The organism is Spirosoma foliorum (assembly GCF_014117325.1).
GTDB classification, from domain to species: Bacteria; Bacteroidota; Bacteroidia; order Cytophagales; family Spirosomataceae; genus Spirosoma; species Spirosoma foliorum.
Genome location: NZ_CP059732.1, coordinates 8,483,945 through 8,505,210, shown reverse-complemented (window position 1 = coordinate 8,505,210; position 21,266 = coordinate 8,483,945). Strand labels below are relative to the sequence as shown.

At 49.5% G+C, this 21,266-nt stretch carries 11 protein-coding genes and 2 pseudogenes; all 13 read right to left on the bottom strand.

The window, feature by feature from the left end; genetic code table 11:
* Nucleotides 1–74: 74 nt before the first annotated feature.
* On the bottom strand, nt 75–2,165 hold the full coding sequence (locus H3H32_RS35700) for a discoidin domain-containing protein (protein ID WP_240543594.1): 2,091 nt from the start codon (nt 2,163–2,165) through the stop codon (nt 75–77).
* 80 nt (nt 2,166–2,245) lie between these two features.
* Nucleotides 2,246–3,166 carry an alpha/beta hydrolase gene (locus tag H3H32_RS35695; protein ID WP_182460444.1) on the bottom strand — a complete coding sequence of 307 codons (921 nt, stop codon included), beginning with the start codon at nt 3,164–3,166 and terminating at the stop codon, nt 2,246–2,248.
* Between the two features lie 60 nt (nt 3,167–3,226).
* On the bottom strand, nt 3,227–4,081 hold the full coding sequence (locus H3H32_RS35690; protein WP_182460443.1) for a sialate O-acetylesterase: 855 nt from the start codon (nt 4,079–4,081) through the stop codon (nt 3,227–3,229).
* A gap of 244 nt (nt 4,082–4,325) precedes the next feature.
* Nucleotides 4,326–5,901 (bottom strand): annotated as a pseudogene (locus H3H32_RS35685) (glycoside hydrolase family 43 protein).
* Between the two features lie 78 nt (nt 5,902–5,979).
* Complete coding sequence (locus tag H3H32_RS35680; RefSeq protein WP_240543593.1) at nt 5,980–6,501, bottom strand: VOC family protein; 522 nt, start codon at nt 6,499–6,501, stop codon at nt 5,980–5,982.
* Between the two features lie 86 nt (nt 6,502–6,587).
* Nucleotides 6,588–8,810: a glycoside hydrolase family 127 protein gene (locus H3H32_RS35675; protein WP_182464586.1), complete on the bottom strand. Its 2,223-nt coding sequence runs from the start codon at nt 8,808–8,810 to the stop codon at nt 6,588–6,590.
* 241 nt (nt 8,811–9,051) lie between these two features.
* Nucleotides 9,052–9,354, bottom strand: a pseudogene (locus tag H3H32_RS35670) (GIY-YIG nuclease family protein).
* 213 nt (nt 9,355–9,567) lie between these two features.
* Complete coding sequence (locus H3H32_RS35665; RefSeq protein WP_374191801.1) at nt 9,568–11,250, bottom strand: glycoside hydrolase family 43 protein; 1,683 nt, start codon at nt 11,248–11,250, stop codon at nt 9,568–9,570.
* Between the two features lie 191 nt (nt 11,251–11,441).
* Nucleotides 11,442–13,898, bottom strand: coding sequence for a glycoside hydrolase family 95 protein (locus H3H32_RS35660; protein WP_182460442.1), 2,457 nt, complete (start codon nt 13,896–13,898; stop codon nt 11,442–11,444).
* 97 nt (nt 13,899–13,995) lie between these two features.
* A complete protein-coding gene (locus H3H32_RS35655; protein ID WP_182460441.1) occupies nt 13,996–15,810 on the bottom strand; it encodes a RagB/SusD family nutrient uptake outer membrane protein in 1,815 nt (604 codons plus the stop codon).
* 12 nt (nt 15,811–15,822) lie between these two features.
* Nucleotides 15,823–19,323 carry a TonB-dependent receptor gene (locus H3H32_RS35650; RefSeq protein WP_182460440.1) on the bottom strand — a complete coding sequence of 1,167 codons (3,501 nt, stop codon included), beginning with the start codon at nt 19,321–19,323 and terminating at the stop codon, nt 15,823–15,825.
* A gap of 193 nt (nt 19,324–19,516) precedes the next feature.
* Nucleotides 19,517–20,590 carry a FecR family protein gene (locus tag H3H32_RS35645; RefSeq protein WP_182460439.1) on the bottom strand — a complete coding sequence of 358 codons (1,074 nt, stop codon included), beginning with the start codon at nt 20,588–20,590 and terminating at the stop codon, nt 19,517–19,519.
* Between the two features lie 58 nt (nt 20,591–20,648).
* A complete protein-coding gene (locus H3H32_RS35640) occupies nt 20,649–21,239 on the bottom strand; it encodes an RNA polymerase sigma factor (RefSeq protein ID WP_182460438.1) in 591 nt (196 codons plus the stop codon).
* Nucleotides 21,240–21,266 lie beyond the last annotated feature (27 nt).

Sequence of the window (21,266 nt, the reverse complement as noted above, 5' to 3'; positions counted from 1 at the left end):
GGAGGGATCTTCCGTAAAAGGCTAGTAGCGTGTCTTCCGAAGATCCCTCGTTCCTCGGGATGACAAACGCGCATTCACTGAGTAATGATGTCAACTTCCGCGTAGCCCGATGCCGAACCATCCTGCGTATTTTTCAAGGCACGGAGCTTAACGTATCGGGCTTTGATGGGTTCAAACGTTTTGATTTGCCAGACCGGGCTGTTTTTGATGTTGGAAAACTCCCCTTTGCTGACCCGCTTCCAGCTTACGTTATCGGCCGAAACCTCAAACTGGTAGTGGGTGATAATACTGGCCTCTTCCCACCAGTTCTGGGCAGGCAAATACCGGAAACCCGTTAGATTTTCTTCCTTGCCCAAATCAATGATTAATTCCGCAGGCATCGTTTGGCTTTTGGGTTGATGCCAGGAAGTACCAGGGTTACCATCTAAAACCTGATAGGCCGATTTGGCGTCGGTACTCAGGATTTTCCAGGCCGTGCGGGCGATGTCAAATTTCTCCTCACTGGCGATGCTGGTTTGTTTCGTGAATGGGTTGTAGGCTACCGCCTTAATGTCAACTTTGCCCGTACCGGTTTTTACAGGAGCCGTGTATTTGGTGGCGCTGGCGGTTGGTGCCCTCCCGTCGAGCGTGTAGTACACGTCCGATTCGGTATCGCCGGGTTTGATGTGAATCTCACCCGCCTGGTCGCGGGTGATGATGGGGGGCGTCAGAATCAGGGGCGCTTTGTATACGTCCAGATTCGAAATCAAGGGGGCACCTTTAGCATCCAGAATGTTCAGCCGTAGTTGCGTGGCTTCGACGGTCGGGAACCGCAGAATGCGTTTATACCCAATCGTCGTTTCTTTGGCAATTTCTTTCCAGTTGCCGTCAACAAAAGCTTCTACCGTAAAGGCTTTGACCCGCTGCCCCAATCGGATGGGTTCCTGCACCAGAAACCGGTTGAAAGCTGTAGGCTTTTTAAAATCAATCGTCAATGATGCCGTTCGTACGGCATCGTCCGTAGCCCAATAACTTTCCTTATCGGCATCAATGGCTTTGCTGGCAGCATAAGCCGGGCTTTTTCCCCGTACCTGCGAGGCCGTGGCGCGGGCATTGCTGGCCAGATTCACGGCAAAAGCTTCTTTGGTGGCTTTGGCAAAAGCCTGTACCGCTTTTTCGTCCTTTTCGTGAATTAGCCCGTTGGGCATGATCGGGAAATTGAGCAGCAGCGTCGCATTTCGACCAATGGAATGGTAATAAATATCCATCAGTTGAGGCAGGGTTTTTACCTTTCGGTCTTCCCGCTCGTGGTAAAACCATTCCGGCCGAATGGAGGTGTTTACTTCGCCCGGTACCCAGGTATCGCCATTCTCGACGCCGTAGCGCAGCATTCTCTCGGGTACATCGCCCGTCGCGTTCAATAAACTCCAGTTGGTTTCACCCACATACCCGGCTTCGGTACCCACCCAGCGAAGGTCAGCCCGGTCGCCCCCGTCATTCCAGATGACAATTTTGGGCTGGAGCTTCCGCACGAGTTTGTATGTATTGGGCCAGTCGTAATACGTTTTGGCGTCGATCTTACGGGTTTCGTTGGCCCCGCCATAATAGCCCGACCCGCCATTGGCCCCATCGAACCAGACTTCAAAAATGTCACCGTAGTTGGTCAGCAACTCTGTCAACTGGTTGCGGAAGTAGGTGATGTATTCAGGCTTGCCGTAGTCGGCATGGTTCCGGTCCCAGGGCGACAGGTATACGCCGAACTTCAGACCATATTCCTTGCAGGCATCGGCCATTTCGCGCACGATATCGGCTTTGCCGTTTCGCCAGGGAATATTTTTTACGGAGTATTCGGTATACTTCGAAGGCCAGAGGCAAAACCCACTGTGGTGTTTGGCCGTAAAGATGATGCCTTTCATACCAGCCTCTTTACAAATCCGGGCCCATTGCCGGCAATCCAGGTTGGTCGGATTAAATAGTTTGGGATCTTCATTGCCGAGGCCCCAGGCCATGTCGGTATACGTATTTATCGAAAAATGGACGAAGGCATAGTATTCCATTTTTTGCCAACGCAACTGGTTTTCGCTCGGAAGCGGGCCAACGGGCTGTGGTGGTGTTGGTTGAGCCAATCCGATGTTGTAGGAAATCAGATATAGGATTAACCCCAGACTAAAAAGTTGTTGCCTCATTCTACTAATTTGGTTAAGCTGGGAGTTGGTTAAACTATCCCGAACCGAGTCATAATGGCTGTTTTTATGCAGTCAACCCGCTATTCTTTGGTCCAGTTATTCTGTTTCATCCACGCAAACAGGGGCTCCATCCAACCGGGATGACGGAAAATGAATCCGTGATCGCCTTTGGGATAGATGTGCATTTCGACCGGCACTTTCTGATGCCTTAATTTTTCAAAATAGACAATGCTGTTGTCGACATCGACCAGTTTGTCATCGGCTGCGTGGGTCAGGTAGGTAGGTGGCGTATTGGCCCGAACCTGCAACTCGTTGGAGAATAGCTCAACGTCCTGCTGCGACGGATTTTTTCCCAGCAGGTTATCGTGAGAACCTCCGTGTGTCAGGCTGTCCAGCATACTAATGACCGGATAGACCAGAATCTGAAAATCGGGGCGCAGGCTGGTATTCTGACTGTTTTCGATATACGACTTTTCAAAATGCGTAGCCGCCGTCGACGCCAGATGCCCGCCCGCCGAAAAACCGATTACACCGATTTTAGCTTTATCGACACCCCACTTTTCAGCATTTTCGCGAACCTGCTTTATTGCTTGCTGGGCATCCTGCAACGGGCCAATTTTCTTGTCGGGCATGATGGCATCGCTGGGCAAGCGGTATTTCAGGATGAAAGCTGCCACACCTTTCTCGGCAAAAGCCCTGGCGATAGTTATGCCTTCCCCCTGATACACCACGACGCCATACCCTCCGCCGGGAATGATAACGACCGCCGTGCCCGACGCTTTGGCGGGATTGGGTTTGTAATACTCAAGTGTCGGGTTAGTAATTCCCTTCAAGACACCCGTTGCCGCCCCTGACTCCTGTATATCAGAGACTTTCGAATTTGGAATCTCGGCAAGGTACAGTGGTATAACCTCCTGAGCGTTTGCGGCAAAGGGGGCTGCCAGCAACCAGATGGCTGGTGCGGCCCAAATGACTTTATTTATTGAATTTAAACGCTTCATATAAAGAAATCCAATTTGTTCTAACGCGGCTTCGTCAGCATGACAAAACGCACGGTCATCTTATTTTCCTGAGTTCGGTTTATAGCCCAGCAAGGTCAGCATTTGCGTAGCATAACGTTTCCCTAACTCCCGATATCCGGCAGCGTTAAAGTGCAGGTTATCAGCCGAATCGGTGCAGCCCGCCGATGAAATGACGTGGGCGTTTTTGATCGTTTGGGGGAGCGTAGCAATGATCTTGTTCATGCTGGCACAAATACCACCCTGATCGGCATTCACCGTTTCGCCCGCCAGCAGCGGTACTTTTCTGGGTTTCAGCTTTAGGTCGTGCATCAGGTTATCATACACGACTTTCACCTTTTTCGTCCACAGGGTATCGTTGGTGTTCGATTCGCCCTGATGCAGCAGAATCCCTTTGATGACGCCATCTTTCTGCGCCAGTTTCGCCATCTCGACCAGTCGACCGTATGGATTGCCATCGTATTCGTTAATGAAATTTTTCATCCAGCCCGGCACCGTCGTGACATACGACTCGTATTGATCTTTGTCGAACAGTTCTATTTTGCAGCCGCCTACAGCTACGTTGATTACGCCTACGCGCGCTTTTTCGGGAAGATTTGCCAGCAGTTCCCGGCCAAAATAATCGGCGGGGGTAAGCCCGGTCCGGCAGCGACACAGGGGCGGGACGGCGGTATACCAGTTGCCTTTTGTTCGGTTGAGCGTTGGGCAATCAACCGCTTCCATTACCTGAAAGCGGCTGTCTACATGAACCGTATCCTGGGGTTCAATTTTGGCATTTCCCTCCATGTTGGATTGCCCGAAACAGAGGAAGATGTAAAAGTTTTTGTCCTGTGCGAATCCGTTCAGGCTTAGCAGGCTAAAACCGACAACGAAGCCAATTATTTTCTTGATTTTCATACCTGTAAGCTGTTTGAACTACATTTCTTCGTTGCCTTAGAACATGTTTAAACTTTTGTCTCATCAGTATTTTTTTGTCATCCCGACGCCAGGAGGGATCTTCGGTAGAGACCCCAACTACACGTTTACCGAAGATCCCTCCTGGCGTCGGGATGACAAAAACAACGCAGCGTATTTTCGATAATCCACTTGTAACCAGAAATTCATATAGCTTAACAAGAAATATTTACCTTACTCTCCTTCCTTATTTCTCGGCAGCCTGATCGGTAATTCGGAAATAATCGAAGTCGGCAAAACCGCCTGTTTGCTGGGTGGCGTAATTGAACAGACCAAACCGGTAGCCCATAAAGTGTGGAATGGTGTAAGGCATCTTCAGCGGCTCGCCGATACGTGTCCAGGTTTTACCATCCAGGCTGTAAAAGAAATTCGCCGTGTCTTTACGGTCGTTGAAGTCGCACTCAGCTTTCAGATAAACCGTCTTCTGGCTCAACGGCACCCGTTGTACCTCAACAGGTTTGCCCGAACGTGCGCTGACCATGACGATTGACTTGCTGCCTGATTCGGCTTTCACACCCACCAGACCATAATTCTTCTGCAACAGGCTCAACCCCGCAAAATCACCGTCTTTCAGATTCGATACGTCCAGTGCGGTAGCCCCCGATGATTCCGGGCCAATAGTACGCTGGGTAAGGGTATTCCGGGCCATTACAAACGACGTATCGATTCGTCCCGTTTTCAGCCGTAAATAGCCTTTTCGATCACTGACCGACCAAAGTTTGTTGTCGGGATTATGATTCCATTGCCATACTAATGGTAACGCGGGGTCGCCTTTTTTGCGGGTGAATTCGTCAGAAGCGACAATACCGGGGATCAGGCCTTTGCTGGCGGGCAGGTCGAGGGTTTCCGGAACTTTGCCACCAACGCCCAACACCGGCCAACCGTCTTCCCAGGTCACCGGCACCAGATACGGAATACGCCCAACTCCCCCGAAATCACGAAAGAGATAGGCGTACCATTTTCCATCAGGTGTATCGATCAGCCCCCCCCTGTGCTACGCCCAAATCCTGAAGTCCGATTCGGCCCTCCCAGGGACCAGTAAGTTTATCGGCACGGTGAATCACCACCGTTCGCATTCCGCCTTTGGGCCAGGTGATGTTGAACAGGTAATACTTGCCCTTTACCTTGAACAATTGTGATCCTTCTGCGGGTAAGCCCCCACCCGTACCGGATGGCGTGCTGGCGTTTTCGATCAGAACCTGCTCGGTCGTACCGGGCTTTACGCCTGACGCATCGGCATTGAGTTCGAGGATGTTGAGTTTACCCGCGCCGTAGATCAGATACGTTCGGCCGTCGTCATCAAAAAACAGGCTGTGATCGTGGTACGATGGTTTAAAAGAGACTTCTTTCCAGGGGCCTTTTTCGATATTTTTGGTGGTATAGATGTAAGTTTTTCCGGTAGTTTGGGCAAACGTGGTCGCATAATACGTGCCGTTGTGGTAGCGCAGACTACTGGCCCAGGAGCCCCGACCGTAGGTGCTTTTGCCGTTGGTCAGGTTCAGGGCATCGACACTGGCCAGTGTATCGTAGGCGTAGCCGACCAGCTCCCAGTTGACCAGGTCTTTCGATTTCATGATTGGCAAGCCCGGACTTAGGTGCATGGTCGTGCTGCTCATGTAATAGGTATTGCCCACCCGAATCATGGCCATGTCGGGTACATCAGCGAAAATGATCGGGTTCCGGGCGGTTTGTGCGTTTGCCGAAAACTGCGTCAGCAGAAGCCAAACCACCAGCAAACCAGAACGAAAAAGGGGTATTTTCATGCAAGTACCTTATTAGTAACTACTTCTGTCATCTTTTTTTTGTCATTCCAAGGACAGAAAAACGTGATAAAAATTCGCTTAGTCGAGCGGTCCAATCAGTTCAATGAAATTGCCGTCGGGGTCCTGCACGAATACAAAGTGCGCTTTCGCGTTCAACGGCGTCGGTGTGCTTCCCAGAAACGGCACCTTCAGTTGGGTCAATCGGTCAATAATGGGCTTCAGCGCTTTTACCTGAATGGTGATGTACTGCATTCCCGTATCATCCTGAATGTGTTTGGGTTTTGGATGCGAAGGTTTACTGCCAAAACTCATCAACTTCCAGTCGGTGGCTTCGGGGCTGTTTTCAAGTTTCAGAATGGTCACGTTTGTAGCTGTGCCATTGGTCAGGCCGGAGCGTTTGCCAAAATCTTCGTTGATGGTGAAGCTGCCCGTTTTGACCATACCGATGCCATTGACGTAGAAGTCCAGCGAGCGGTCGAGATCAGCGACAACGACGCCTACGCCAATGACTTTGCTGGTGAAGTTTGATTGGGCATACGTAGTCAAACTCATTAGGAGCCCTAACGTCAATAGACGTACGTTGAAAATTACTGAGCACATAGGTGTTATTGGTAATAGTGTTAATTTGACACTTTTTAAATTAGCAAAAATTATCCTCTCTTTCTAACCGTACTGGAATGAATCATCTAGTCGTGATTTAAAAGTCTGATTTGAGAAAACCTGGGTGTGTTTATACCGTCCTGAGCAACGATTTTTAGCGTAACCACTTCATCATCAACCGCTTTTAATCGAATGGTCTTATCCTCACTGGAAATTATTTCAGCAGGCTTACCATTAAGAAGGAAACGGACATTATCTGTCTTTATAGCATCTAAAGCACTGATAGCAAGAAATTTACCCGCCCGATTTCGGTTCTGTAACTCATACGAAATGAAGGAACGGGTACGTCTCCAGAACCGCTCATCATCATAACCCGATTCACTTTTTTCGCCTTTGTAGGCGTGATCGACTTCGGGCTGCTGTTCACCACAATTGACCTTATCGACTGTTTTTGCTTCAATCGCCAACGCTTCTGCTTCCTGCTGCTTTAGCCGGGCTTTCTGTTCGTTGTATGCCGCCGGTGTAAACGTCTGAAAATACATCTGATAGCGGGCATCGTGTAGTTCATAAAACGGTTGCAGCGTCAATGAATCCAGGCGAAATGTCAGCCCGTCGACAGGCTTGATTTTTGACCGATACGTATCCGCATTGCCAATGAGCGCGTAGGCGTTGTCGAGGGGATAAAGTTTTCCCTTCGTTTCATGCCCCATCCGGCTATCGTCGGCAAAAAGTCCGGTCAGATCATCGGTCGATGTTTTAGCGGCCAGAACAATGGGGCCGTGCACGAAAGCGGCCCAGTTGGAGCCATCGGGCAAATACTCCAGCTGAGTAGACGTTGTGAAACGAACGGTCAGTTTATCGCCGGTTTTCCATGTTCGGTTGATGGTTGCGTAGGCAGACGGCTCGCCCACTACGTTTTGCGGCTTCCCATTGACCAGAACGGTAAAATTCCCGGCCCATTTCGGATAGCGAATGTGAACCGAAAAGACCTGCGGCTTTTTTAACGTCAGGGCCAGTTCCGTTTCATTTTTGTAGGGGAAGCCGGTAGTTTGGCTGAGTTGAATCCCCTTTTCTTTCCAGTCCAGCGTGGAGGGGATAAACAGATTGACAAACAGGTCGTTGGCCGAATGGCTATAAATCAGTTCACCGTATTTAGTGTGATTTTCCAGCCCCGATCCCACACAGCACCACATGCTGGTTTCGGGCTGCGAATACACCCGGTAATGATTGGGACGAATAGGCGTAAAATAAACGAACCCGCCTTTTTCAGGGTGCTGCGTCGATAGAATATGGTTGTACAGCGTCCGTTCATAAAAGTCCAGGTAGCCCGGATCGGCCTTATCCAGAAACAGGGCTTTACTCAGCCGAAGCATGTTAAATGAATTGCAGGTTTCAGGTCCCTGATTCGACCTGAGCATCCGGCTGAAATCGTTGGTCGGATTAAAATGCTCCCGCACGCTGTTGCCACCAAACGCTACACTCCGTTTCTGCGAGACATTCTGCCAGAAATACTGAGCCGCATCAGACCAGTCCGTATTGCCCGTGAGCATGGCTATTTTTTCGTAGCCAATCACTTTCGGAATCTGCGTATTAGCGTGAAGTCCCGTCAGCTTATCCTGTTTTTCCAGTAGCGGATTCAGCAACGCACGGTGCGACAGCCGCTGCGCGGTTTCGAGGTATTTTTTGTCCTTCGTCAGGATGTATAAATCGGCAAAGGTTTCGTTGATGCCACCATGCTCGGTACGCAGCACCTGCTGAATCTGATCGTCGGAGAGGGGCTTGATGAGGTCGATAAACCAGTCGCCCAGGCCAGTCAGTACGTGTTTGGCCTGTTGATTTCCGGCGTATTCGTAGGCATCCCGTAACCCCGCAAAAAGCTTGTGGATATTGTACAGCGGTACCCACGTATTATTTAGCCCGAAACTGCTTCCGTCGATATCACCTTTGTGAATACGCTCCCAAAAGAGCTTTCCCTGTGGAATGCCCCCTACATAGCCGTTTCCGTTTTTGACCTGACAACGAGCCAGTTCCGAAATCATGTAGTCCAGACGCCTTTTGAGTTCGGCATTACCCGTTGAGGCATACATCATGGCCAATGCCGACAGATAATGCCCGCCGATGTGCCCATCCAGGCCCGAACTCTCCCAGTTCCCATAACGCTCGACTTTCAGGGGCAAGCCCGCATCGATCAGGTAGGGTGCCAGCAGCTTATCGGGGTTTAGGGCCAGGATATACTTAAGGTCAACATCCTGCGCGTTTTTGAATGCCCCCTTCGTCAGTCTGACTTCCTGCAAGGGAAATGACTGCATCTGCGCCAGCGCCGAAATGCTGAGCAGCAGTAAGGTTACGATATAGAATGTGCTTGTTTTCAATGAGAAACCTGGTTAAACTCTTGAGTATTTTTTTGCCATTCCGTCTTTTGTCATCCCGACGATAGGAGGGATCTTCGGTACTGACGAATTTTATTGACTCACCCGAAGATCCCTCCTATCGTCGGGATGACAAAAACGATGGAGGACAAAAAACGGATGATAAAGAATAGTCATCGTTTCATGACTGAATTTCATCGTTTAGAAAGCGCCATTCGGGATTTATTGAATTGATTAATTCCATTTTCTTTTCTCTCCGCCAACCTTTGATCTCCTTTTCACACATGATCGCGTTACGAACGTACCGGTGGTGCTCTCAATAAATTAGCCGGTGACAGTAGTACTTACCCGCAAACTTTTCCGGTTGCCCGCGTGACTCATAATGCTCCTCTAGCCGCCTGATCAGATCGTTCGTCATGCCCGTATATAGCACCGTTTTTTCAGGGTTGGTAACGATGTAGACATAGAAAGCATAGTCGCTCATGTAATACATTCTTCGGGTTTTTAGTCTCGTTTTTTGTCATCCTGACGTTAGGAAGGAGCTTCGGTAACAGGTGCTTTATTAACGTGAATTATGGAGGATTTACGAATAGAATTAGACTAGCTTTTTGTCATCCCGATGATAGGAGGGATCTTCGGTAAATAACCAGTTGCCGAAGATCCCTCCTATCGTCGGGATGACAAAAAAAACAACTACCTACTTCCTCAACATCGGATCATCACCCGCGTACTTGAGGTACTGGAACGACGCCGAATTCGTACTCGCTTCTCCCGACGAGGTGGCGTACAACCCGTACACACAACCGATGAAGCCCCCCGACACTTTGGTACTCAGGAATTTACCATCTACTTTGTCTTTCAGAAGGCTCCAGTTTTTTGCATCAGTTGATGTATAAAAGCTATAGGTATCCCCCTGCGATACGATACGTAACCCCACTTTGCCCGCTTTAGTAGTAAGGGGCACTACGGCTAGCAATTCCATTGTCTTCTCTTTAGGAATGCTCTTATACAGTTGCAGTACCTCTTTATCCTGTGCCTTCGATTTACACAGGAAATAGAAATGGCCTTCGTCCTGTAAAATCACCAAACCCGCTTTTTCCTTGTCCGATTTTGGTGTAAACGTCAGTTCCGTTTCGGCGGTGCTGTTGAGGTGCTGCTGGCGTTTTCCGATGAAGGCCGGATTGCCCATTTCCATAATCGTTTCGGGCTTCAGTTTCAGCGTCAGTCCTTCCTTCTTCGAGAGTGAATATGAATTTTTATCATGAGTCCTCAGGAACAAAAGCGACGGGTCAAGTTCGTTGTCGAAGGTCATCGTATAAGCGAAATTGCCCGATTGCGGAAACGCCCCCTTTTGTTTAATTTCCTTGTAGTTAACAGGGTAGCTATACGCAATGGCCTTCTCGCCATGCTCGATCATCGGCCAGTCGTCTTTCCAGGTCAAGGGTGCAATAAAGGTTTCGCGACCTGTATTGTAATAATCGCCCTCGTAGGGTCTGACGGCCAGAAAAATAGAATACCAGTTGCCATCGGGGCCTTCCACGAATTGCGCATGCCCGGCTGAGGTGATGGCGTCTTTCCGGTCGGCAGGCAGCTCACGCTGTGTCAGGATCGGATTTCCTTCAAACGGTACGTAAGGACCCCAGACGTCTTTGCTTCGTAGCACCACTTCGGAGTGATTGACCGACGTACCCCCCTCAGCCGCGTAGAGGTAATACCAGCCGTTCCGTTTCAGAATGTGCGGCCCTTCAATCCAGACGGGCTTTTTCGACAGATCCACTCCCCCGTTGACGAGCTGTTTTTCGTCGCCAATAACGGTCAGCTTCACCGGGTCAAATTCATACATACGGATCGTCCGGTGGCCGGAATAGAGCGGCTTGCGGTCAGGGGCGTCGCTATTGTAGATGATGTACGCTTTGTCGGTACTTTCATCAAAATAGATGGATGGGTCAATCCCTTTAACCTGCGGAATTTTAACGGGATTGCTCCAGGGGCCAGCGGGATTTTTAGCCGTAACAACAAAATTACCGTCGTGGTCGATGTCGGTGCAGGTAACGTAGAACGTTCCCTTGGAATAACTAATACCCGGTGCAAATAACCCGCGGGTTAGCCGTTCGCCCATGAAATCCATTTGTTCGGGACGGTCGATCACATTGCCGATTTGCTTCCAGTTTTTCAGGTCTTTGCTATGCATGATCGGAAGACCGGGGAAATAGGAGAAGGTCGAATTGACCAGGTAGTAATCCGGGCCAACCTTCACGATACTGGGGTCGGGGTAAAAACCGGTCAGAATTGGATTGACCAGCGTAGTCTGAGCGGAAACAGAAAGATTCATTACCAGGCTCAGGGTAGCAAAAAGTGCCGTAAAAAGGCGATTTTTCATAAAGGTTTGTGTTAACTACTTCGTATTCAGTTTTTATCGTCTGTTTTTTGTCCTCTCGTTTGTCATCGCGGTTTTGTCATCCCGACGATAGGAGGGATCTTCGGAAGCAGGCCTTGTTAGCATTTAGCGAAGATCCCTCCTATCGTCGGGATGACAAACAGTAGGACAAACGGGATCACCAAAAAGACACGCTACTCCATCACCAGCGTATATACCTTCCCGCGTTGCGTCGGCAAATCATACACCCGCGTTTCTTTCAGCGTTGGTGTCGTTACGTTCGCCTGGGCAGATTTGATAGCCGCTGGTATTTCTTCCACTATGTAGAACGGATTCGGGTTCTGACCTGAGGCTGGTTTCAACGCCCCGCCGTTGACGTTCAGGGCGTTCGGTACCCGTACCCGAAGGTTGCCGCCCAGGTTCGACTTAACGGCCACTTTCGTGAGTTTACCGTCTTTCCAATCCATACTCACGACCTCAAATCCACCACGCGCCCGTAAGCCGCTGATGCTACCCGTTGGCCAGACATCGGGCAGGGCTGGCAGCAGCTGAAGGCTACCATCACTGCTTTGCATGAGCATTTCGGTAATGCCCGACGTGCAGCCAAAATTTCCATCGATCTGGAACGGCGGGTGTGCATCGAACAGGTTATTATACGTCCCCCCACCACCCTGGACGACGCCCAGCGGGGTCAGTTGATTCTGAATCAGCTTGTAGGCATGATTACCATCCTGAAGTTTGGCCCACCAGTTCACTTTCCAGCCCATGCTCCAGCCGGTCGATACGTCGCCCCGATGCGTTAGTGTCGTTCTGGCGGCACTGAACAAGTCAGGCGTGCGGTAGGCCGAGATTTGATTGGATGGAAACAAACCATACAAATGCGACACGTGCCGGTGTTTGTCCTCGGGGTCGTCGACATCGTCGAGCCATTCCTGCAACTGACCATATTGGCCGATGTGCATGGGCGGCAGCTTGCCCCGTTTCTGTTTCAGCATCGCCACGAAATCAGTATCTTTTTTCAGAAGCTCGGCGGCCCGGATTGCCGTACTGAATACGTCGAACACAATTTGGTTGTCCATCGTCGTACCCGCGTCGAGCGATGAGCCGCCGTGCGCTTTGGGCGCGTTTTCGGGCGAGGTGCCGGGATTCACCACCAGCCAATGATATTTTGGATGTTCGACCAGGAAATCGGCGTAGAACTGGGCAGCCCCTTTCAGGATCGGATAAATCGATGCCAGATACGCCTGATCGCCGTTGTAGAGGTAATGCTCCCACAAATGCTGACTGGTCCACCCACCACCGGCTACCCACATACCCCAGAAAGCCCCATCCACCGGGCCGTTGATGCGCCAGATGTCCGTGTTGTGATGCGCCATCCACCCACCGGCTCCGTACATGACTTTAGCCGTTTCCTGCCCCGTTTCCGACAACTCCCGGACCATTCGTAAAAACGGTTCATGCAGTTCGGCGAGGTTGGTCTTCTCAGCTGGCCAGTAATTCATCTGGGCATTGATGTTGATCGTGTATTTACTGTCCCAGGGGGGACGCATTTTGTTGTTCCAGATCCCTTGCAAATTGGCGGGTTGACTTCCCGGCTGCGAGGACGAAATCAGCAGATACCGACCATACTGATAATATAGGGTAACGAGCTGCGGATCATTGACGGACCGAAAATTGCTCAGCCGTTCGTCGGTGGGCAGTTTGGCAGCTTCGGTCGTACCCAAGTCGAGTTTAACCCGGTTGAAGAACTTCTGGTAGGCAGCTACATGCGGATTCAGTATGGCCGCGAAGGAGGTGGGATAAGCCTTATTCAGAAATGCCGCAGCCCGCACGTTTTCATCACCGCTCAGGTCTTTGTAGTTGTTGAAATTGGTGGCGATGGCTACGTAGATGGTGACCGAACTGGCGTCTTTCACCGTGAGCGAGGTATCAGTAGCGGTCAGTGTACCGCCCGATGGTTTGATCCGGGCAATGGTTTTGAACTTCACCATGCCTTTTACACCCTCATGATCCGACGTAGTGCCGGAAAGCGTGAGTTCGTTGGCTGGTGTGGTTTTACTTTCGAATACTTTGTGTTGGGTGGAAAATGAAGCGGAAAACGACAGCTTGCCCGGTTTGCTGGCCGTTAGTTGCATCACAATAACATTGTCGGGGAACGAGGCCAGTACTTCCCGGGTGTAGGTTACGTCGCCGATGGTGTAGGACGTTTTCGCGACGGCCCTTTCAATATCCAATTCCCGGTAATAGTTGGTAACATTTTCAGGTCCGTCAAAAGTAAGGAGTAGATTGCCCACGGGCTGAAACATCTGCCCATGCGATTTTTTAGTGATGATGGATTTGTTGGCAAGTTGCTCAGCCTCTTTCTGTTTACCATCGAAGATCAACTGCCGGATTTCGGGCAAAGCAGCCAGTGCATCGGGGTTGTCGTTCCGGTTGGGACTACCGCTCCAGACGGTATGTTCATTTAACTGAATAGTTTCCTTCGCTACGTTTCCATAGACCATTGCGCCGAGTCGGCCATTGCCAATGGGTAAGGCATTTTCCCAGGTTTGCCCGGCGGGTTTGGTGTACCAGAGTTTTAACTCAGGCTTGTTTTGCGAAAAGCTGACCGTGGTTAGGGTTAGTAAAAACAAACAGAGAAATCGTATCATCTTTGTACTTAGGTACTTTTAGAGCCCCTACTTCACATCAAAGAGGTATAAGGACCTTTACTCCTTATACCTCTTTGAACATATTTCATTTTCCCAGTTAATAGCCCGGATTTTGCGGGAACTTAGGTCCGTCCGTAACCCGGTCAATTTGCGATTGCGGAATTGGTCGCAGCATATGGAAATCCTGAATGTAAGGAGCTGCCTCCGGATTCCAGGTTTTCACACGACGAACCAGCGAACGAGTACGGACCAGATCATGCCACCGTTGCCATTCACCAAAGAGTTCGCGGCTACGCTCATCCAGAATAAAGTCCACCGTTACGTCATCTGCGGTGATCGCCATGGCTGCTGCAGCCGCTGCGTTTTGAGTGGCTGTGTTCGTTTTACGATACGCAGCCCGTTGCCGTACTACGTTAAGCAGAGACGCAGCTTTAGTAGCATCGCCCGCTTTAAGGTATGCTTCGGCACCGGTCAGATACACATCCGAAAACCGGTATAATACACAAGGGCGGGTCGATGGGTCGTTGAAGTTAGCACCCCGGCTTGGGTCCATATACTTCTTCAGCGCCGGGAAAATGCCATTATCCCATAAGCTGGGCGGTACAACAAGCCCTTTAAAAGGTCTTGTTCCAACAAACTGTGGCGCACCCTCTACCTCATAGTCAGGTAACCAAACGGCGGTATCCGCCCCTACTACAGTCGTATAACCGATACCCCGTTTATTATTGGCAGCCGTAGGTGTATTGGTAACAGACGTATTGGAGATATAAACCGTATAGAATGAATTTATAAATCGTGAATCGACATCCCGTTTGGTAAATGCCTGATCCAGAAAGTAATTCTTACCAGAATTTGCTCCTGAAGGCCATTTGTAGCTATTCGGGCGCATACGGGTATAAGGCCGCCCGTACTGCGAATCCCGGATCATCAGCGAAGTACCATTGTTTACATAAGTCCCCGCAGCACTTTTGTAGGAGTTAATACCAGTGTTATTGGGGTAGTTCCAGTTAGTGAACCAGGGCGACAGATTTTGGGCCGCACCACCACCGGCCGCAGCTCCCACCGTGTAGTAACCAAATTTTGGATCGAGCACGTGATCGCTGACAAACATGGTCTCCTTCCCGTAGTCATTAGCCGGAACAAAGGCATCGCCATAATCCTGCCATAGATCGAGACCGTACGATGACTTATTGGCGATAATGTCGGCACAAATAGAGGCTGCCTGCGTAAAATCAGCGGCCGTATTATTCAACCAGCCACGAGTCAGATAGGCTTTGGCTAACAGAAACTGAGCTACAGGTTTGGTAGCGGCTTTTCCCAGAAACGGAGCAGTTGGCGTATTGGGCAGATCGGCAGCAGCTTCGGTTAGGTCTTTGATAATTTGCTCGTAAACCTGAGCTACTGGCTGACGGGAAGCCGCTTGCGAGGGGACCGTAATAAAGGTCGTATTAAGCGGCACATCGCCCCAGGTCTGCACCAGATAAAAGTACCAGAACCCCCGTAAAAACTTAGCCTGGGCCAGGTATTGTTTCCGGGTGGCATCCGGTAAATCAACCGTTTGGCCATATTGTAATACCCCATTCAGCGTATTGATATCCTGAAAAGCAATGCCCCAGGCCGAGCCAAAGTTACTTCCGTTCAGGCCATTATAGTCATACGATGTCGAGCTACCTGCGCTGGCTCCCCGGAGAAACTCATCCGTACCCACCTGCATCTCAACGGTGAAACCTTCCGTACCCCATTGGGAACGGATATCGTTGTATACACCGGCAATACCGCCCAACACCCCGGATGCGCTGTTGAAATAAGACGGAACAATCTGAGATTGCGGATTTTCATCTAGTATTTTTTCGCAGCCGGTACTAAAAAGAGCGAGACACGCGATTACCAGCGATATATTCAATTTTTTCATCTTCTCTACGAATTAGAATTTAAGATTGACACCGAACGTGAATTGCCGAACGGGCGGGTTGTTGAGGTTTATGGCAATCTGACGCGCCTGCGTTGCCGTATCTGCCCCCTGAGCACTTACAGTCGAACTGGCATAGCCATTCCCTTCTGGATCAACGGCCAGTTTATCACGTACCAATGGCGAATACAGAATAAGCGGATTGGTGACGTTCAGATAGAGCCGGGCTGAATTCATACCCACTTTTTTGAGAAACTGCCCTGAAACCGTGTAGCCTAGATTAATACTCCTGATTTTAATGAACGAGCCGTCATAGTAGCCCAGAGTAGAGGCAAAATACTGGACAGCATTACCTGCATCGGGTGCCGGGAACGCGTTGGTTGGATTGGTTTCCGTCCAGTAATCAACTTTTACCTGATTGGAGCGAGCCTGGTTGAAGAAGGCAAACCCACCACCGCCACCCGAATTACCGGTGAGGTATGGCACAACCACTTTCATGCCCATACGAGCAAACGTAACAATCGATAGATCAAAGTTTTTGAAGTTGAACCGGTTGGTCAGGCCCGCTTCAAAGTTGGGTTGGAAATTACCCAGAATCTGCCGATCAGAAGGGTCGATCTTGCCATCGCCGTTGACATCCTCCACCCGAATTTGACCCGGCTGCTGAGCAGGCGATGTTTGCTTGGCCAGCGTACCATTTTCTTTGTCGGAAGTTTGCCAGATACCAATCTTTTTGTAATCGTAGATCACCGAAAGGGGCTGCCCTACGAACCAGCCCGCTCCCACATTAGACAGTTCGGTGGGCGTAGTGAGCTGCGTAATTTTTTCGCGGTTGAAATAGTAAACAGCATCTACGCTCCAGTTAAAGCCCTTTGGATTTCTAAAAATATCAACGGTCAGGGTTGTTTCCAGACCCTTGCCTTCGGTTGCTCCCAGGTTTTTCAGCGTCGAACCGGCTCCGTTACTGGCTGGCAAGGGAACAGACAACAGAATGTCCTTCGTCTTCTGGTGATAGTAATCCACCGAACCCGTAATGCGATTATTGAACAAGCCAAAGTCAAGGCCGATATCCACCTGCGCCGTCGACTGCCAGCCTAAATTGGCAGCGGGAAGGCTGGTCACGGTATAGGCTAGTTGTTGCCCGGCGGTACCGGTTCCGAAATTATAGTAACCCGCCGTTAAGGCTCCCAGCGTTGAATAGGCTCCTACGTTTCGGTTACCCGACAAACCCCAGCTACCCCGTAGTTTCAGGTTCGAAATAGCCGGAACATTTTTCATAAAGGGCTCCTCAATGATATTCCAGCCCGCGCCAATGGCCGGATAGTTAAAGTACCGATTGGCGGGCGAGAGAGTCGACGATCCATCCCGGCGAAGGGTTAAGGTCAGCAGGTAGCGATCGTTGTAGCTATAATTGACCCGGCCCATATAGGAAAGCAAACCGGTTTCCGCAAACGAGTTCCCATAGTCAGAGGCAGCTACTGGTGTACCAGACGCCAGCGAGAAGTTTGACGTTTTAATGTAATCGGCTGGAACCCCTGTTATCGTGAACCGGCTACCCAGCGAGTGGTTTTTGGTGTACTCGTACAGCGCAGTTGCTCCCAGTTTATGTTTGCCAAACGTTTTGTCGTAATACAATAAATGCTGAAGGTTTACATCCCAATATTCCGTATTACTGATTTCGGCGTTGGACGACGACTGCACCGTAGCACTGTTGAAATAGGTCAATGGGCCATTGTAGCCATTGAAATTCGACTGGCTAAAATTCAAACCGGCATTGAATCGGTAGCGCAAACCGGGCAGGATGTTCACCTCAGCATAAAGACTGTTGAACGTCCGTATCGAACGCGTGCGGTTGAAGTATGAATCTTTTTTGGTAAGGATGGTCAGGGGGCTGATCCGGGCCGCATCAATCGAACCGACGGCGGGAAACAGGTTTACCGAACCATCGGTATTATAAGGCGATGCCAATGGGGTTAAGCTCACCAGACCTCCCGGAATGCCATCACCGCCTGGTGTATTGGTATACGTTAGGGTGTTGAGCGTGTTAAGCCCCACCTTAATCCGACTGCCAATGCGCTGGTCGATGGTTGCCCGGATGTTAACCCGGGTAAAATTCTGTCCGGGAATAATGCCTGTCTCGTTGAAATAGCCCAGCCCTAGCGAATATTGCGTATTCTCGACACCACCCGTCATCCCCAACTGGTGGTTGGTCATGAAACCGGATTTGTAAATCAAATCCTGCCAGTCGGTTGAAACCCCGGCCGCCAGCGCATCCTGTTCGGCCTGAGTGAGCGGATAAGCTGTTGTGCCGGGGGCTGCCCGGTTGTACTTGGCGGCATCGGCTTTAAACTGAGCATACTCCGGCCCATTAAAGACGTTGTATTTGCCCATCATGTTGGTTACACCATAATAGCCGTCGTAGCTGAATACAGGTTTGCCCACTTTTCCCCGCTTGGTGGTGACCAGAATAACCCCACCTGAACCCCTCGACCCGTAGATAGCCGTTGCTGACGCATCTTTCAGAATCTCCATATTAACGATGTCGTCGGGGTTAATGTCGTTCAGCCCACCATACGGAATCCCATCGACAACAACCAGCGGACCATCCAGACCATCGCCTGTACTCGGATTGGTGCTGCTGGTCAGGGTTCGGTTTCCCCGAATACGAATTTGCCCCTGCGAACCCGGTGTTGAACCGTTACTGACAATAGATACCCCGGCAGCCCGGCCTTTTAGCTGATTGACTATGTTAGCAGCAGGTACTTCTTTTAACGCAGTCTCATTAACTGAAACTACCGATCCCGTAATATCACGTTTGCGTTGTACGCCATACCCCACCACGACCACTTCATTCAGTGTTTTGTCGTCGGTTGCTAACGTAACATTGACGGTCGATTGCGATCCAACGACTACTTCTTTGCTAACGTAGCCAATGAAGGAGAAAACCAGAATGGCGTTTCGGTCTGGTACATTGATCCGGTACGTACCATTGCCATCTGTTGTGGTTCCGCGCTGTGTAGATTTTATCTGGATGTTTACCCCTGGCAAACCTTCGCCATTTTCAGCCACAACCCGACCAGTTACCTGAATATCCTGTGATTGCTCCAGGTTAATCTCGCCGGAGGTCTTATCCTGCGGGATACTCGCAGGCAGTCCTTCCCTTCTAATAACAATCTGCTGGCCCACCACTTCGTAACTTAAATTAAGTGGAGCCAGAATTTGCGTCAGCACCTGCGAAAGCTGTTCATTCTTAGCCTGAAAATTCACTTTTCGCTTCGACTGAATAATCTCCCGACTAAACAGAAATTGAACATTCGTCAGCTTTTCAATTCGTCGGATCGTTACTTCCACGTCTTCATTTTGGGCGGAGATACTAACGCGTCGATTTAAAAGTTCCTGCGCTTTGCCATCAAGGGCAAGGCAAACATGGGTTAAAGTAAGGGCAAGCAAAATTTGCAGGCTTGAAATGCTCAAAATCCTGCTCCAACCATTGCGATTGATGTAACGATACTGCATACATTTATGCGTTTTTGTTGTTTTTGGTAGAAATGACAAAAAACCGTCCCTTCTCTTCCTGAAGAGGTAATGTGTATAGCTGACACATTTAGGGACATTCGAGCGATAGTGTTGGTAGCACTATCGCTTTTCTGTTAAAAAGGATAGTTTTTATACCATAGATAAACGACTGGTTTAAAGGTTAAGGGGACAATTAATTACATCCACGACTGTGTATAATAACCTGGTTATCAATAATTTCGAATGTAGACTCGATTGTTAGACAGATTAACCTGATTTTTTCTATAAAAGGAGCATCGTTGAGATGCCCTGTAAAGGTGCAGTTAGTAAGCAAGTGTCGATCATAGCGAATGGGCATATTATAGCTGGCTTCTAACTGAGTAAACACTTCAGGTACGGGGGTAAACGCAAACGTAAATGGCTGATTGACAATAGATGATAAATTTTCTTTCGATGGTACAACAGTACGTCTAACTAGTTTATCGGTTTTGGTTTCCAGGCTAAGTTGTTCGTTCATTGCTAGCAGAATCGGCTTGTCAGGCGAATCGACCGGGGTAACAGAAACTTTACCTGTCTTTACTTTCACATACGCTGCCGTTTCTTTGTCGAAAGAACGGACCTGAAAACTGGTTCCTAGTACTTTCGTTGTCAGATTGGCGGTGTAAACGATGAATGGTTTAGCCGGATTTTTACTCACTTCAAAAAAGCCCTCTCCCTGCAAATACACTTCCCGAACCTTAGGCGCGCTTTGTTTATGAAATCGCAACTGGCTTCCTGATGACAGCACTACCGAAGAGTTATCCGGCAACAGCACAACTACGGGCTGTCCTGTTTCATTCTTTACCAGTTTCCAGCCCATATCCCCTGTAGGCTGCACTTCCTGCTTACTAGCTACGGCCAATAACCTGGGAAGTGGGCCACCTAATTGCCAGTATATAGTCAGACCAACTACCGCAGCGACGGCTGCCCACCTCCCCCATTGCCAGCTACCTAGCGGCTTTACAACCGTTGGGGTGTCGGGAAGCTGATTTAATAGGTCTTCTATTTTACCTTTTACCTGTTGATCTGAAATCGAATACTGTTTGCCCTGAAGCACCAGAAATGTGGCAACAGCCTGCTCATAGAGTTCCCTTTTTTCGGGATGCTGCGTTAGCCATTGTTGCCAGAATACCTGATCTTCCGACCGCCGTTCTGTGACCCAGATCCGAAAAGCGTCGTTTTCTAAAAAATCCTCAACCGTGGAAAAATTCTCGAAAGAACGGGACATTGGTACTTTTCTTCGATTTTCATTGATAGTATGAAGAATAGCCCCGACGATACCCTACTTAAAGGAAATTTTTTTGAAAAAAAATGCAACTAATTAGAAACGTATGGACAAGCCACTGATTACGAAGCTTATTGAGGGCTTTCTGCAGAAAGTTAGAAACCGACTGCCGGTTAACATTCATCATTTCGGCAATCTCCGGAATGGATAAGTCTTCGTAAAAGCGTAGGTAGAGAGCCTCCCGCTCACGACTTGGTAAAGTGGCTAATTGAGTCTGTATGGTATTAACAAGCAGCGTAAGAGATTCCCGTTGAATCAATAGCGTTTCCGAATCCGTTTCATCAGCTATTGAATTATCCCAATCCAGATCTTCCTGATTCAGCCGTTTCAGACTTCGTAAATACTGCATTACATGATGCCTGAGTGCTTTTAACAAGTAATGCTTAACCGACTCTGTTTCATTAATCTGCAAGCGATTTTGCCAGAGTTGTAAAAACAATTCCTGAATACAGTCTTCAACTACGTCTTCATCCACCATAAACTTTAGACCATAGTGTTTCAGCGTACGGTAGTAGCGTTCAGCCAGTCGACCCAGGGCCTTCTTATTGCCCTCACGGTATAATTGCCATAACAAATGATCGTCGGAAGTCATGAAGTTTAGGGATAAACACTTAATTCA

Excerpts from the sequence above, each read along its gene's own strand:
- H3H32_RS35700 (WP_240543594.1), bottom strand. The coding sequence starts at position 2,165 with ATGAGGCAACAACTTTTTAGTCTGGGGTTAATCCTATATCTGATTTCC.
- H3H32_RS35695 (WP_182460444.1), bottom strand. The coding sequence starts at position 3,166 with ATGAAGCGTTTAAATTCAATAAATAAAGTCATTTGGGCCGCACCAGCC.
- H3H32_RS35690 (WP_182460443.1), bottom strand. The coding sequence starts at position 4,081 with ATGAAAATCAAGAAAATAATTGGCTTCGTTGTCGGTTTTAGCCTGCTA.
- H3H32_RS35680 (WP_240543593.1), bottom strand. The coding sequence starts at position 6,501 with ATGTGCTCAGTAATTTTCAACGTACGTCTATTGACGTTAGGGCTCCTA.
- H3H32_RS35675 (WP_182464586.1), bottom strand. The coding sequence starts at position 8,810 with ATGCAGTCATTTCCCTTGCAGGAAGTCAGACTGACGAAGGGGGCATTC.
- H3H32_RS35665 (WP_374191801.1), bottom strand. The coding sequence starts at position 11,250 with ATGAAAAATCGCCTTTTTACGGCACTTTTTGCTACCCTGAGCCTGGTA.
- H3H32_RS35660 (WP_182460442.1), bottom strand. The coding sequence starts at position 13,898 with ATGATACGATTTCTCTGTTTGTTTTTACTAACCCTAACCACGGTCAGC.
- H3H32_RS35655 (WP_182460441.1), bottom strand. The coding sequence starts at position 15,810 with ATGAAAAAATTGAATATATCGCTGGTAATCGCGTGTCTCGCTCTTTTT.
- H3H32_RS35650 (WP_182460440.1), bottom strand. The coding sequence starts at position 19,323 with ATGCAGTATCGTTACATCAATCGCAATGGTTGGAGCAGGATTTTGAGC.
- H3H32_RS35645 (WP_182460439.1), bottom strand. The coding sequence starts at position 20,590 with ATGTCCCGTTCTTTCGAGAATTTTTCCACGGTTGAGGATTTTTTAGAA.
- H3H32_RS35640 (WP_182460438.1), bottom strand. The coding sequence starts at position 21,239 with ATGACTTCCGACGATCATTTGTTATGGCAATTATACCGTGAGGGCAAT.